The sequence below is a fragment of the Frateuria sp. GZRe12 genome, from assembly GCF_051900535.1.
Lineage (GTDB): Bacteria > Pseudomonadota > Gammaproteobacteria > Xanthomonadales > Rhodanobacteraceae > Frateuria_A.
On record NZ_JBHZGI010000002.1, the window covers coordinates 539,098 to 553,278 of the forward strand.

General features: G+C 69.1%; 10 protein-coding genes. 2 read left to right on the forward strand and 8 right to left on the reverse strand.

The features are described 5' to 3' along the window. Nucleotides 1-9: 9 nt before the first annotated feature. From ACFWZ4_RS08260 to ACFWZ4_RS08275, 4 genes are all read right to left on the reverse strand, one after another. Nucleotides 10-975 carry a hypothetical protein gene (locus ACFWZ4_RS08260; RefSeq protein ID WP_439704235.1) on the reverse strand — a complete coding sequence of 322 codons (966 nt, stop codon included), beginning with the start codon at nt 973-975 and terminating at the stop codon, nt 10-12. A gap of 15 nt (nt 976-990) precedes the next feature. Continuing rightward, complete coding sequence (locus tag ACFWZ4_RS08265) at nt 991-1,962, reverse strand: TolB family protein (protein ID WP_439704236.1); 972 nt, start codon at nt 1,960-1,962, stop codon at nt 991-993. Nucleotides 1,963-2,184: 222 nt separating this feature from the next. After that, nucleotides 2,185-2,925 carry a LytR/AlgR family response regulator transcription factor gene (locus tag ACFWZ4_RS08270; RefSeq protein ID WP_439704237.1) on the reverse strand — a complete coding sequence of 247 codons (741 nt, stop codon included), beginning with the start codon at nt 2,923-2,925 and terminating at the stop codon, nt 2,185-2,187. Further along, nucleotides 2,922-4,037, reverse strand: a complete 1,116-nt coding sequence (locus ACFWZ4_RS08275) for a sensor histidine kinase (RefSeq protein ID WP_439704238.1) — start codon at nt 4,035-4,037, stop codon at nt 2,922-2,924. The genes ACFWZ4_RS08270 and ACFWZ4_RS08275 overlap by 4 nt, the downstream gene beginning before the upstream one ends. Before the next feature lie 206 nt (nt 4,038-4,243). On the opposite strand from ACFWZ4_RS08275, the gene ACFWZ4_RS08280 reads away from it, so the two are divergent. Then, the gene (locus tag ACFWZ4_RS08280; RefSeq protein ID WP_439704239.1) at nt 4,244-4,705 is read left to right on the forward strand and encodes a nuclear transport factor 2 family protein; all 462 of its coding nucleotides are present in this window, start codon (nt 4,244-4,246) and stop codon (nt 4,703-4,705) included. Nucleotides 4,706-4,947: 242 nt separating this feature from the next. Here ACFWZ4_RS08280 and ACFWZ4_RS08285 read toward each other — a convergent pair whose 3' ends face one another. The 3 genes from ACFWZ4_RS08285 to ACFWZ4_RS08295 all read right to left on the reverse strand — a co-directional run bounded on the left by ACFWZ4_RS08285 (nt 4,948) and on the right by ACFWZ4_RS08295 (nt 10,853). Further along, nucleotides 4,948-6,390 (reverse strand): efflux transporter outer membrane subunit, encoded by a 1,443-nt coding sequence (locus ACFWZ4_RS08285; RefSeq protein ID WP_439704240.1) that lies wholly within the window; start codon nt 6,388-6,390, stop codon nt 4,948-4,950. A gap of 1 nt (nt 6,391) precedes the next feature. After that, nucleotides 6,392-9,580 carry an efflux RND transporter permease subunit gene (locus ACFWZ4_RS08290; RefSeq protein WP_439704241.1) on the reverse strand — a complete coding sequence of 1,063 codons (3,189 nt, stop codon included), beginning with the start codon at nt 9,578-9,580 and terminating at the stop codon, nt 6,392-6,394. A gap of 76 nt (nt 9,581-9,656) precedes the next feature. Continuing rightward, complete coding sequence (locus tag ACFWZ4_RS08295) at nt 9,657-10,853, reverse strand: efflux RND transporter periplasmic adaptor subunit (RefSeq protein WP_439704242.1); 1,197 nt, start codon at nt 10,851-10,853, stop codon at nt 9,657-9,659. A 148-nt stretch (nt 10,854-11,001) separates the two neighbouring features. On the opposite strand from ACFWZ4_RS08295, the gene ACFWZ4_RS08300 reads away from it, so the two are divergent. Beyond that, nucleotides 11,002-11,964: a LysR family transcriptional regulator gene (locus ACFWZ4_RS08300; protein ID WP_439704243.1), complete on the forward strand. Its 963-nt coding sequence runs from the start codon at nt 11,002-11,004 to the stop codon at nt 11,962-11,964. 37 nt (nt 11,965-12,001) lie between these two features. Here ACFWZ4_RS08300 and ACFWZ4_RS08305 read toward each other — a convergent pair whose 3' ends face one another. Further along, nucleotides 12,002-13,906 carry a CHASE3 domain-containing protein gene (locus ACFWZ4_RS08305; RefSeq protein WP_439704244.1) on the reverse strand — a complete coding sequence of 635 codons (1,905 nt, stop codon included), beginning with the start codon at nt 13,904-13,906 and terminating at the stop codon, nt 12,002-12,004. Between the last annotated feature and the right edge of the window lie 275 nt (nt 13,907-14,181).

Consider the following 14,181-nt stretch of genomic DNA (forward strand, 5'->3'; position numbering starts at 1 on the left):
GCCGCGGCATCAATCCGGCTTGGCAGCCTTGTGCCGGTCCAGCCACGGTGCCAGCGAAAGTTGCGCGATGCCCGATCGTCCCGTGACGTAGAGGGTGTGCCCGTCGGGCGCGAGGTGCGCGCCCCAGGGCAGGTCCCGGTTGATCGCGTCGCCCAGGTCGATCGGGCGGCTCCAGTGGTCGCCCTCGCGGAAGGCGATGCACAGGCGCCCGAGGCCGCCCTTGACCTTGCCGTAGTCGAACACGATGAAGGACTGGTCCGGCGCCACCGCCGGATCGTGCGTCGATACCTGCGGATCGCCGAGGCCGGCGCGCCGCGGTGGCAGGTAGCCGCCGTCGCGGTAGCGCGAGCGCCAGGTGTGCATGACCCTGGCCTTCGGATCGAAGCGCATGAAATAGAGCGTGCCGTCGGCGGCGAGGCTGGCGAAATCGATGAAGACGTCGCCGTTGATCACCGGTCCGAGCCAGACCGGCTCGCCCCAGCCGTCGCCCTTGCGCTCGACCCGCCAGAGGTTGGAGCCGGGTGCGCGGCCGCCGACGAAGTAGTCCTGCACCAGCGGTTTCCCGCCCGGCCGCACCGGCCGATCCGAGTTGAACAGCAGGTAGCTGCCGTCCGGTGCCACCAGCGGGTCCTGGTCGAACCAGCGGCCGGAGAAGCTCGCGACCTGCGGTGCGGCCCAGCGGCCGGCCACCCGATGGGACACCATGATGGTCTTGCGCGTGCCTTCGCTGCGGTCGAAGAGCACGGTGGTTCCATCGGGCGTGAAGGCCAGCGTGTCATCGCTGTCGGCGTGCAGGATGCCGTCGAGGGTGACGGGCTGCAGCGCCGCGGGCGCCGGGACAGCGGCGCGTACCGGTGCGGTGGCGCGCAACGCCAGGGCCAGGGCCGGCGCAGTGGCCGGCGGCGTGGCGGCAGCGCCCGAGGCGGGCAGGAACAGCAAGGCCAGCAGGGTGGGCAGGCAACGGGGTCGGCTCATGCGGATCTCCACGGGTCAGGGCGAGATGCCGTGCGCGCGCAGCACGCCGGAAATGTCCACGCGCCAAAGGTTGCGCGAGCCGTTGAGCGGTCCGGACAGGCGCTCTCCCAGCGACGAGGCGTCGTTGCGCGACTTCGGGAAGTCGACGGCGGGCTGCCGGTTGCTCGATACGTACAGCTCGCCGAACCGGCGGCCGAGCGACGGTGCGTTCTCCAGGGCGTCGCTGTTGACCTCGCCGTCCAGATGCTCCGGCTTGCCCCAGCGGCCATCGGCCTGGCGGAAGGCGATGTAGATGTCGGCACGGCCCAGCGCATCGCCCTCGTCGCCGGCGAACAGGATGAAGCGTTGCCGCGGATCGATGGCCGGGTCCATGCGGTTGCGCGCGACGTCGCCCAGGTCGACACGCTCCGGCGGCGCAAGGCCATCGGCCGCATGCCGTGCCACGTACACCTGGTACGCCTTGCCCGAGTCGGCGCGGTGCGCAGAGAAGTAGACGTCGCCGTTCGCGGCCACCGACGGGTTGTAGATCATCGCGCCGTCGTTGAGCGCGCCGTCCACGTGCATCGGTGCGCTCCATCGGCCGTCGGCCTGGCGCTCGACGTACCACAGGTGGGTGCCGGCGAAGCGGTGGCCGCCCATCTCCGCCGTCACCGGCGGCGCACCGGGGCTTGGCGGGCGGTTGGAAACGAAGTAGAGGCGCTCGCCGTCCGGCGAGAGGCTCGGCTCGGAGTCGTGCCATTGCCCGGAGAAACCCGCCACCTGCGGCGGGGACCACTGGCCGCCGCGGCGGTGCGAGACCAGGATGGTGTCGTCCTTCTCGCCGAAGTCCGAACGCATGAAATAGACCGTGTCGCCGTCGGCCGAGAACGTCGCGGAAGTCTCCTGCAGGCCAGTGGAGATGACGCCGGGGCCGAGCAGATCGGCGGCCGTCGCGGTGGTGCAGGCCAGGGCAAGCGCCAGGGTCAGGGCGATGCGTTGCAATGTCATGTGGCGGTCCGATGCGACGAGGACTGCCAGCGTGGCGTGGCGGCGCCGGGCATGCCGCTGTTTTGTGACCAGCGGTCGTCGCGCGGGGTCGAGCGGCACGCTGTTCGATGCCTATGCCCTCACCGCCGGGAGAAGTACCGAAGGGTGGACGAGGGCTCGGGCGAAACAAGGCGCTTCGGCCATACCGCTCCCGACCCAGTCCTTGGGGAGAGGACTACGGCATCAGGCGATCCCGAGCGCGCCCCGCGCATGCACACGGAAGCGCCGGCTGAGGCTGAGCCGGGTGCCGTCGTGCAGCACCACCTCGGCGTTGCCCTGGAACAGCGGATGGATCTCGCGGATGCGATCGACGTTCACCAGCGTGCCGCGATGGATGCGTAGGAAGCATGCCGGATCGAGCGTGGCGGCCAGGCCCGCCAGGGTCTCGCGATGCAGGTACGCCTGCTTGCCTACGTGGATGTGCATGTAGTTGCCGTCCGCCTCGATCCAGTCGATCGTGTCGACGGCGATCACGCGCATGTGCTCGCCCACGCGCACGCTGATCCGCTGGGTCGGGCCGGCCGCCTGCGCGGGCGGTGCCGTCCGTGCGGACAGCCCGCGCCAGTGCCGCCGAACGCGCGCGATGGCCTGGTCGAAGCGGGCCTGGTCGATGGGCTTGAGTACGTAATCCAGCGCGTTCGCGTCGAACGCGCGCAACGCATGCTCGGCGTAGGCGGTGGTGAACACCACCATCGGCAACGCATCGGGATTGAGCTCCTGCAGGAGCTGGAAGCCATCCAGGCCGGGCATGCGGATGTCCAGGAACAGCAGGTCCGGCGCCAGCGCCGCGGCCGCCTGCATGGCGTCGGCCGCGTTGCCGCATTCGCCCACGATCTCGACATCGGGATGCGCGCCGAGCGCCTGGCGCAGGGCCAGCCGCGCGAGCACTTCGTCGTCGACCAGCAGGGTACGGATCGTGTTCATGCGACGTGCTCGTGGAAGGGAAAGCGCAGTTCGACCCGCGTGCCGCCCTCGCGGCGACCGCTCAGCTGGAGGCTCGCCGCCGCACCGAACAGCACCTGGAGCCGCGCCCGCGTGTTGCCCAGGCCGACGCCTTCCAGCGGGCCGTCCGGCGGCAAGCCCAGGCCGTCGTCATCCACGCACAGGTGCAGCAGGTCGCCGTCGCGGCGGCTGGCGATGCGCAGGCAGCCGGGCTGGGCCGTGGCCAGCAGGCCGTGGCGCAATGCGTTCTCCACCAGCGGCTGCAGGATCATGCTCGGCACCGCCGCGCGCAGCGTGTCGTGGGCCAGGTCCAGCCGGGTCGACAGGCGATCCTGGAAGCGCACCTGCTGGATGTCCAGGTAGCAGCGCAGGAATTCCATTTCCCGCGCCAGCGGCACCTGCTGCGCGTGGCGCTGATCCAGCGTCATGCGCAGGAAGTCGCTGAGGCGCGCGATCATCAGGCGCGCGCGCAGCGGCTCGGCGAGCGCAAGCGCGGAAATGGCGTTCAAGGTGTTGAACAGAAAGTGCGGCTGCAGCTGCATGCGCAGCGCCTGCAGCTGCGACTGTGCCAGCTGGGTCTCCAGCCGTGCGTTGCGCAGGCGTTCGTCGCGCAGGCGGCGGCGCGATTCGAGACCACGCAATACCACCAGCATCACCCAGTAGGTGAGCAACGCCAGGTGATAGGTATAGGCGAACTGCATGCGCACGAAGGCGGCCAGCGTGGCGACGGGCATGCGGCCCGGGCCGCATGCGTACCAGAACACGACAAGGTGCAGCAGCGTCTGCGCCAGCGCGATCGCCAGGCTGGCCGGCACGTGCAGCGCGAGGAAGCGTCTCCAGCCAAGGCCCGCACTGCGCCGGCCCAGCCAGCCGACCAGCGGCACCAGCGCCATCCACGGATAGAAGTTGGCGACGTTCCAGACCAGCGCGCGCGTCCAGTCCGGATCGTTGCCCTCGCTGATCGAGGACAGGCCGCCGCTGAGTGCATAGGACAACGCCAGCAGGGTCCAGAAGCCGAACGCGAGCAGGCCCGCGTGGCGCGCACGCGATGGGGTGTCGAGGATGTCCTCGGGCGTTGCCGGAAGAGGGCTCATCGCGCGCAGTGTACGCAGCCGTCGCGCCGGCGGATGTGCCAGAAGCGCCACGGCCCCGCGTGGTGGATCCCCGGCATGCCGCGCATCGCGGCAGGGATGCCGCCCATCACCGCCACCGGCGTCTTCGTCACAAATCCCGTGGCCTGGCGCGGGGCTCGGCGCAGTTTTCCTCCAAGGCAATCGCGCCGATCCCGAGGAAAAGACGCATGCGACATCCACTCGCCCTTGCCATCGCCATCCTTGCCTTCGCCGCCACGGCGCACGCCGCGCGGGTCGATGAGACCGCGCGCACGGCTGCGGCGGTGAAGGCGGTCGACCAGCACTGGCTTGACGCCGAGCTGGACGGCGACACGGCTTATCTCCAAACGCTGCTGCTGCCCGGCTATCGGTCGGTCGGCGCGGACGGCGTGGCGCATCCGCGCCAGGCGATTCTCGCGCACGCCGTACAGAACCGCGGCTCCGATCGGAAGCGCCGCGAGGTCGAGGCGTGGATCAAAGAGCACCCTTCGGCCCAGAGCGTGCTGCTGCAAGGGGACACCGCGATCCTCTCCTTCTACGACCCGGCGCTCGGACCGGACCGCGGCGTGCGCTCGGCGGACATCTTCGTCTACGTCGGCGGTCGCTGGCATGCGCTCTACTCCCAGCACGCCCGTCCCGGCGGAAACTAGACGCCCGCGTCTCTCGCCACGCGCTACCAGCTTCGCGGCGTAGTGCCCCTGCAGCAGTCCGATGGATGCCGCGGGTGCGCGCTCCACGTCCTCGATACGGTCCTCGCGGAACGGGGCGTGCGGTAGCGGAAGGCATCGAAGCGGATGGCGTAGCGGCCCAGGATGACGAAGCCTGCACGCGGTGTGCCGCAGCACGATGGCCATGACCGCCGGCCCAGGACACCCAGCGCCAGCGGCGTGGGTCAGGGCGTGGCGGCCAGCGCCGTGCAGTGCTCGTCGGCGCAGGCTTGCCAGCCGCCGCCCAGCGCCTTGTACAGCGCGATGGCCTGCAGGTTGATGCCGGCCTCCGCTTCGGCCAGCTGGTCCTCGGCGGCGAGCTGCGTGCGCTGTGCGTCGAGCAGTTCCAGGTAGTCGATGGCGCCGGCGTCGTAGCGGATCTTCGCCAGCTTCGCGGCACGCTCGCTCTGGTCGGCCTGCTCGAACAGGTGTTGCACGCGCACGCGCTGCTGGTTGTAGCCGACCAGCGCGTTGTCCACGTCCTCCAGCGCGCTCAGCACGGTGCGCTGGTAGTTGGCCAGCGCACCGTCCGCGCGTGCTTCGCTCGCCTTCACGCCCGAGCGCACGCGCTGCACGTTCAGGCCCGACCAGCTGATGCTGGGCGCAAGCGACCAGGCGCGCGTGTCCGGGCTGCCGAAGTCGTTGCTGCGACCCGCCAGGAAACCGAGGAAGCCACCCAGCCGGATATGCGGGAACCAGTCCGCCTTGGCCACGCCGATGCGTGCATTGGCCGCAGCCAGGTCCCGCTCGGCGATGCGGATGTCCGGGCGGCGGCGCAGCACGTCGTCGGCGTTGCCGATCGGCAGGGTGGTGTCGATCGGGGTGAAGTGCGCGCTCGAGAGGTCGACGTCCAGTGCGCCGGGCCGTTCGCCCAGCAGCACGGCAAGCCGGAAGCCGTCGGCCTGTGCCCGCGTGGTGAGCACCGGCAGCGTGGCCTCGACGCCGGCCAGGCGCGCGCGGGCGCTGGCCACGTCCTGCTCCGAGCCGGTGCCGAGCGCGGCGCGGCTTTCGATCAGTTCGAGTGCTTCACGCTGGTTGGCGATGTCGCGTTGCGCGACCTCGATGCGCAACTGGGTACCGCGCAGGTCGAAGTAGTTGCGCGCCACCTCGGCGAACAGCGTGACCTGGGCGTCCTGCAGCGAGGCGGTCGCGCCCTCGCTGTCGGCACGCGCGGCTTCGACCTGGCGGCGCACGCCGCCGAACAGGTCCAGTTCCCAGCTGGCGTCGAAGCCGGCCTGGTAGCTCGTCGTGGTGCTGCGCTGGTCGCTGAAGCCCGGCGTCTGGCCGCGGCTGCGCGTGTAGCTGGCGCCGGTTTCGATGTCCGGCCACTGTCCGGAACGCGCGGTGCCCAGCAGTGCGCGCGCTTCCTTCAGGTGGGCGAGGGCGATCTTCAGGTCCGGCGCGTTCCGCGCGGCGTGCGTGATCAGGGTGTCGAGCGTCGGGTCGTTGAACTGCTTCCACCAGGCCGCCTGGAAGTCGGCGTTCGACTGACGCGTGGTGTCCACGCCCTGCAGCGCCACCGGCTTTTCGACCGGCTGGCGATAGTCGGGGCCGACGTTGATGCAGCCGGCCAGCAGGAGCGCGAGGGCGGACGCAAGCACGGGCTTACTTTTCGCAAACGGGTACATGTCAAAGCTCCTCGATCGCCGTCGGCAGGGCGGGATGGCGCGCGGCGCGCCGCGCCGCCGCCCGCTCGCTCCAGCCGCGCACGATCACGTAGAACAGGGGGGTGAACAGCAGGCCGAAGAAGGTCACGCCGAGCATGCCGGAGAACACCGCCACGCCCATCGCATGACGCATCTCCGCGCCAGCGCCGTGCGAGGTCACCAGCGGCACCACGCCCATGATGAAAGCGAAGCTCGTCATCAGGATCGGACGCAATCGCAGCCGTGCCGCTTCCAGCACCGCCTGCCAGCGATCCAGTCCTTCGTGGATCTGCGCCTCGCGCGCGAACTCCACGATCAGGATGGCGTTTTTGCAGGCCAGTCCGACCAGCACGATCAGACCGATCTGGGTAAAGATGTTGTTGTCGCCACCGGAGAGCCACACGCCGGCGATGGCGGACAACAGCACCATCGGCACGATCAGGATCACCGCCAGCGGAAGGGTCAGGCTCTCGTACAGCGAGGCCAGCACCAGGAACACCAGCAGCACGCACAGCGGGAACACCAGCACCGCGGTGTTGCCGGCGAGGATCTGCTGATAGGTGAGCTCGGTCCATTCGTAGCTCATGCCGTTGGGCAGGTTGTCCTTGGCCAACTTCTCCATCGCCGCCTGCGCCTGGCCCGAGCTGAAGCCCGTTGCCGGACCGCCGTTGATCTCGGCGGTCGGGTAGCCGTTGTAGTGCTGCACGCGGTCCGGGCCCACGCCCTGGTGCACCTGCACGAACGAACCCAGCGGCACCGCCTCGCCCGCGGCATTGCGCGTTTTCAGGCGCAGGATGTCCTGCGGCTCGCGGCGGAAGCCCGGCTCGGCCGAGACGTTGACCTGGTAGGTGCGCCCGAAGCGGTTGAAGTCGTTGACGTACAGCGAGCCCATGTAGGCCTGCATGGTCTGGTAGACGTCGGCGAGGTTGACGCCCTCGGCCTTGGCCTTCTCGCGGTCCACCTCGGCGTCGATCTGCGGCACGCTCACCTGGTAGCTGGAGAACAGCCCGGCCAGCGCCGGCGTCTTCTGGCTCTGCGCGATAAGGTTCTGGGTCTGCTTGAACAGTTCCTCGAAGCCCTGATCGGAGCGGTCCTCGATCTGGATGCGGAAGCCGCCGATCGTGCCCAGGCCCATCACCGGCGGCGGCGGGAACACCGCGATGTAGGCATCCTGGATGGCCGCGTACTTCTGGTTGAGCGCACCGGCGATCGCGCCGGCCGAGAGCGCCGGATCGGTGCGTTCCTCGAACGGCTTGAGGGTGACGAACACGATGCCGCTGTTGGGCGAGTTGGTGAAGCCGTTGATCGACAGGCCGGGGAACGCCACCGCGCTTTCCACGCCCGGCTGCTTCAGGGCGATCGCGCTCATGCGGCGGATCACGTCCTCGCTGCGATCCAGCGAGGCGGCATCGGGCAACTGCGCGAACGACACCAGGTATTGCTTGTCCTGCGAAGGCACGAAGCCGGTCGGCACGTGGATGAAGCCGAACACGCCCAGCGCCACCAGCGCGCCGTAGATCACCAGCGCCGGCGCGCCCTTGCCGAGCACGCGGCGCACGCCGCCGACGTAGCGGTTCGCGCCGCTCACGAACATCCGGTTGAACGGGCGGAACAGCCAGCCGAAACCGCGGTCGAGCATGACGCTGAAGCGGTCCTTCGGCGCGCCGCGTTCCTTCAGCAGCAGCGCGGACAGCGCCGGGCTCAGGGTCAGCGAGTTGAACGCCGAGATCACCGTGGAGATGGCGATGGTCAGCGCGAACTGGCGGTAGAACTCGCCGGTCAGGCCGCTGATGAAGGCCGCCGGGATGAACACCGCGCACAGCACCAGCGCCGTGGCCACGATCGGCCCGGTCACCTCGGTCATCGCGCGGCGCGTGGCTTCCTTCGGTTTCAGTCCGTGTTCGATGTGCCGCTCGACGTTCTCCACCACCACGATCGCGTCGTCGACCACGATGCCGATCGCCAGCACCAGGCCGAACAGGCTCAGGGCGTTGAGCGAGAAGCCGGCCAGGTACATCACCGCGAAGGTGCCCACCAGCGATACCGGCACCGCCACCAGCGGGATGATCGACGCGCGCCAGGTCTGCAGAAACAGGATCACCACCAGCACGACCAGCAGGATCGCCTCGAACAACGTGTGCACCACCGCCTCGATCGAGCCGCGCACGAACACCGTCGGGTCGTAGACGATCTTGTAGTCGACGCCCTGCGGGAAGTCGGCCTTCAGTTGCGCCATGGTGGCGCGCACTTCATCGGAGATCTGGATCGCGTTGGAACCCGGACGGGCAAAGATCGGCAGCGCCACCGCCGGCTTGTTGTCGAGCAGGCTGCGCAGCGCGTAGTTGTTCGAGCCCAGCTCGACGCGCGCCACGTCACGCAGGTGGGTGACCGCGCCCTCGGCGGTCGTGCGCAGCACGATGTTGGCGAAGTCGTCCTCGCTGACCAGGCGGCCGCGCGTGTTGATGTTGAGCTGGAACGCGGCGCCGTTGGGCGCCGGCGGCGCATTGAGCGAGCCGGCGGCGACGTCCACGTTCTGCTCGCGGATCGCGCTGACCACGTCGCCGGTGGTCAGGCCGCGCATCGCGAGCTTCTCCGGATCGAGCCACACGCGCATCGAGTATTCGCCGGCACCGAACAGCTGCACGTCGCCGACGCCGTCGAGGCGCGCGAGCTGGTCCTTGATGTGCAGGCGCGCGTAGTTGGACAGGTACAGCATGTCGTAGCGCTGGTCGGGCGAGATCAGGTGCACGACCATGGTCAGGTCCGGCGAGCTCTTCTGCGTGGTCACGCCGAGCCGCTGCACTTCCTCGGGCAACCGCGGCAGCGCCTGCGCCACGCGGTTCTGCACCTGCACCTGGGCGTTGTCCAGATCCGTGCCGAGCGCGAAGGTCACCGTCAGCGTCATCGCGCCGTCGCTGGTGGCCTGCGAGGAGGTGTAGAGCATGCCTTCGACGCCGTTGATCTGTTCTTCCAGCGGCGTGGCGACGGTGGCGGCGATGACCTTCGGGTTGGCGCCGGGATAGGTCGCGCGCACGACGACCGTCGGCGGTACCACTTCGGGGTATTCGCCGATCGGCAGCTTGAACAGCGAGATCGCGCCGGCGATCACGATCAACACCGACAGTACGCCGGCGAGGATCGGCCGCTCCACGAAATATTGGGCGAGTTTCATGAGGTTTCCTGGGATCTGTCGCGTGCAGGAGCGCACCGTGCGCGCACCTGCAGAATGCTGGGGCGGTGGCTTCGGATCAGTCGCGCGAGGCAACCTTGCCGTTGCCGCCGGCGGCGCCGGCCAGCTGACTGCCGGCATCCAGGCTGCGGCTTTCCATCGCCACCAGCGTGGGGTTGACCGCCATGCCCGGACGCACGTGCTGCAAGCCGTTGACCACCACCACGTCCTCGGCGGAGAGGCCCGCGGTGACCACGCGCAGCCCGTCGGCCATCGGCCCCAGCGTGACCTTGCGATAGGCCACCTTGTGATCGGGCTCCAGCACGTAGACGAACTTGTTGCCAAGATCCGTGCCGACCGCGCGCTCGTCGATCAGCGCGCGTGGCTGGCGACTGGGCGTGCGCAGTTCGAGGCGCACGTACAGGCCCGGCGTGTAGCGGCCATCGTCGTTGTCGAACACCGCGCGCAGGCGCATCGTGCCGCTGTCGGCATCGAGCTGGTTGTCGACGAAGTCGATCCGGCCGGCGTGCGGGTAGCCCTCTTCATCGACCAGCCCCATCGCCACCTGGGGCGCCACGCCGTGCTCGCGGCGCAGCTGGTCCAGCTTCAGGTAGGCGTGCTCGTCGATGGTGAAGTAGGCAAAGACCGGGTCGACGCTGACCACGCTGGTAAGCACGTCCGCAGGCGTGACCAGGTTGCCGGCGGTGATCCGGGCGTTGCTGACGCGGCCGTCGATCGGTGCGCGCACCTCGGTGAAACCGCGGTCCAACCGGGCCGCTTCCAGCGCCGCGCCGGTGGCGGATGCCTGCGCCTTGGCGCTGGCCGCGGCGGTGGCCAGGCGGTCGGCTTCCTGGGTGGAGATCGCGTGCTGCGCCAGCAGCTTCGTCGCGCGCTCGGCGTTGGAGGCGGCCAGCCTCTGTTCGGCGCGGGCCTGGTCGAGCGTAGCGGCCAGCCGGTCGACCTCGGCCTGGTACGGCCGCGGATCGATGGTGAAGAGCAGCTCACCCTTGCGTACGCGCGCGCCTTCGGTGAAACGCACGGCAGTGACGTAGCCGCTCACGCGCGGATGTACTTCGACGGTGTCCACGGCCTGCAGGCGACCGGTGAAAGCATCGGTGTCGCTGACCGGACGCACCAGCGTCTGCGCCACGGTGACCGCGGGCGGCGGCGGTGTGCCGGCTTCCTGCGCGTGGCTCTCGCCATGGCTGCCGAGCACCGCCCAGCTGCCGGCCGCTACTGCCACGGCCAGGCTCAAGAGGATCCATCGCTTTTTCATGCTGCGCTCCCGGGTCTAAATTAGTGCACCGGTCGGTACAGAACCGGCGAAGGCCCGGGAGAATAGGTACACTTACCGGTATAGAAAACCCGGGCTTGGTGCAATGCAATAGTGACGCCGAGTCACGAATTACCCTGGAGTAGGCTCGATGGAAGACTTCGCAGCAATTTCAGCCTTCGTCCGCGTGGTCGAGGCCAAGAGCTTCGCCGCCGCCGCCGCGCAACTGGGCATGACACCCTCGGGTGTCAGCCGCGCCGTGTCCCGGCTGGAGGAGCGCCTCGGCGCGCGCCTGCTGTTCCGCTCGACCCGGTCGCTGCGCCTGACCGACGACGGCGCGGTATTCCATGCGCGCTGCAAGGACATCCTGGCCGACCTGGCCGAGGCCACCGAGGCACTGGGCTACGCCAACCGCAAGCCGGTCGGCAAGCTGCGCGTGGCGGTGTCGCTGGCGGTGGGACGCGCCGCGCTGATTCCCCGCCTGGCCGAGTTCGAGCAGCGCTATCCCGACATCCGGCTGGAGCTGTCGATGAGCGACCTGCCGGCGGACTTGAATGGCGAGGGCATCGATTGCGCCATCCGCGTGGGCGAGCTGGAAGACTCCAGCCTGATCGCGCGCAAGATCGGTTACCTGCGCAACGTGGTCTGCGCCTCGCCGGCGTACCTTGCCCGATACGGCGCGCCGCAGTCCATCGACGACCTCAAGCAGCACCGCTGCATCAACTACGTCTACCCCAACGGCCGCCCGCGGCAGTGGATGTTCGATGGCGCCAATGGCCCGGTCGCGGTGGACGTCGAGGGCCACCTGCTGATCAACGACGCCGAGTCGGTGATCCAGGCGGTCGCCGCGGGCTTGGGGATAACCCAGGCACCGCACATGATGGTCGCCTGCATGCTCGACTGGGGAAAGCTGCAACTGGTGATGACCGATACCCGTTCCACCGGCAAGCCAGTATGGATCGTCTATCCGCAGAAGAAGCACCTGTCCGCGCGCGTGCAGGCGTTCATCGAATGGGTGCGCGAACTGTTCGAGCGGACCAACGAGCCACAGTTCCAGGCACCCGCCCGGGTGCCGACCGAGTCGTCCGGGCCGGCCGCCCGGGCGCTGGCCTGAACCATCCGGCCGGTGCCCCACTTGACACCGGCCATGCTCAGTCGCGCTGGCCGACCGCCGGTCGCCGGTCCGTATCGCCCGACAGTACGTCGTGCACGTGGTGGGCCAGCTCCTCCAGGGTGAAGGGCTTGCGCAGCAGCCCGGCGCCGGGAATGCGTTCGTCGAAGCGTTCGGTCGCTTCACGCGTGAAGCCCGTCATCAGCAACACTTTCAGGCCCGGCCGCAACTGGCGGGCGATGTCGGCCAACTCCCAGCCACTGAGTTGCGCCATCTCCACGTCGGTCAGCAACAGGTCGATCTGCGGATGCGCATCCAGCACCGCCAGGCCGTCATGGCCGCCGGCCGCGGTCAGCACGCGGTAACCCAGTTCGGTCAGTGCCTCGGCCGTGAACACGCGCACGCCGATGTCATCGTCGACCAGCAGCACAAGCCGGGTGCCGTCGCCGCGCGGCACGCTCACGTCCGGAGGATCGGGCCGGGCGGGGCCGGTCACGGGCTCGCCATCGGCGCGCGGCAGGTAGATGCGGATCGTGGTGCCCTTGCCCTCCTCGCTGTCGATCTCCACCTGTCCGCCGGACTGCTTGATGAATCCGTACACCTGGCTCAGCCCCAGGCCCGTGCCCTTGCCGGCCGGCTTGGTGGTGAAGAACGGATCGAACGCCTTGCGGCTGACTTCGGCGGACATGCCATGCCCGGTATCGGTCACCGCGATCATCACGTACGCGCCGCTGGTCATGTCCGCGCGGCTGCTCGCGTAGTCCTCGTCGAGAAAGACGTTGGCGGTCTGGATCGTGAGCCGGCCCCCTTCGGGCATCGCATCGCGCGCGTTCACCGCCAGGTTGAGCAGCGCGCTCTCCAGCTGATTGACGTCCACCTCTGTCTGCCACAGGTCGGCCGCCTGCTGCAGTTCGACACTGTAGATGCCGCCGAGCGTGCGGCGGATCACCTCGGTGATGCTGGCCACCACCTTGCCCGGCGCGACCAGCACGGCATGGAGCGGCTGCCTGCGGGCAAAGGCCAGCAACCGCTGGGTGAGCTCGCCGGCGCGACGCGTGCCGTCCAGCGCATAGTCCACGTAACGGCCGACGTCGTGATTGCCCTTGGCCAGGCGCGCCTTGAGCAGTTCCAGGTTGCCCATCACCACCGCAAGCATGTTGTTGAAATCGTGCGCCATGCCGCCGGTCAACGCGCCCAGCGCCTCCATCTTGCGCGACTGGCGTACCGCTTCCTCCAGCATCGCCTGGCGCTCGCTGCTGCGTCGCAGCGCCTCGCTCGAGACCAGCAGCTCGTCGCGGGTCCGCACGACGAGGCGGTGGCGGCGCGACATCTCGCGCAGGGTCAGCACTGCCAGCCCGAAGATGGCCAGCGCGGATGCCGAGGCGCCGGTCAATACCCACCGCGAGAGCAGGCGCTCCTTGGCCCGCTCGGCGGCGATGCTGCGGTTGCACTCCGACAGCATCGCCGAGATGAGCCCATGGATCTGCTCCATCAGATGCCTGCCCAGGTTGGAGCGGACCAGGCTGGCCGCCGTTTCGCGGTCGCCACGGTCGTAGTAGGCCAGCGTTTGCGCCAGCTCGGCCTGCTTGCCCGCGATCAACGCGCGCAGCTCCGGCAGGCGCCGCCGCAGGTCAGGGTCTGTCACCTGGTGATCGAGCGTTTGCAGCAGGCCGTTCAAATCTCCCGCGGCCTGGCTGTAAGGCGCCAGGTAAGCCTGTTCCCCGGTCAGCAGGTAGCCGCGCTGGCCGGTCTCGGCCCCCTGGATCGTCATCAGCGTTTGCCGAAGCGAGGCGCGAACCGCCTGGATGCGCTGTTGCTGTTCGAAGCCCCGCTCGCGTGTCGCCGCCAGCACGTAGGCACCGGCCAGCAGCGAGGCCAGTAAAACGAACCCGGCCGCCAGCATGATTCGCGACCGGATCAGGCTCGGTGGTTGCTCTACTGCCATGGCGACGCCGTTCGTATGCAGCGGCCGGAGTGGTCCGCGTGCGTGCAGGCATGGTAGGCACACGCGGCGTGCGTGTGGCGTGGGGATTGCTCGTGCCCGCTCGCGATGCCGACGACGAAGCGATCCTTCCGCGACCGTGCTCGGGTGTACGCTGTTGTGACCAGTCGCCGGGGAGGGCGCAGGGATGAAGCTACGAGCGACGAGACGGGTCGCTGTGTGTTTGCTGGTTGCGGCACTCGGTGGGGGCGCCGTGCAGGCGTCCGGATCCACGGCAG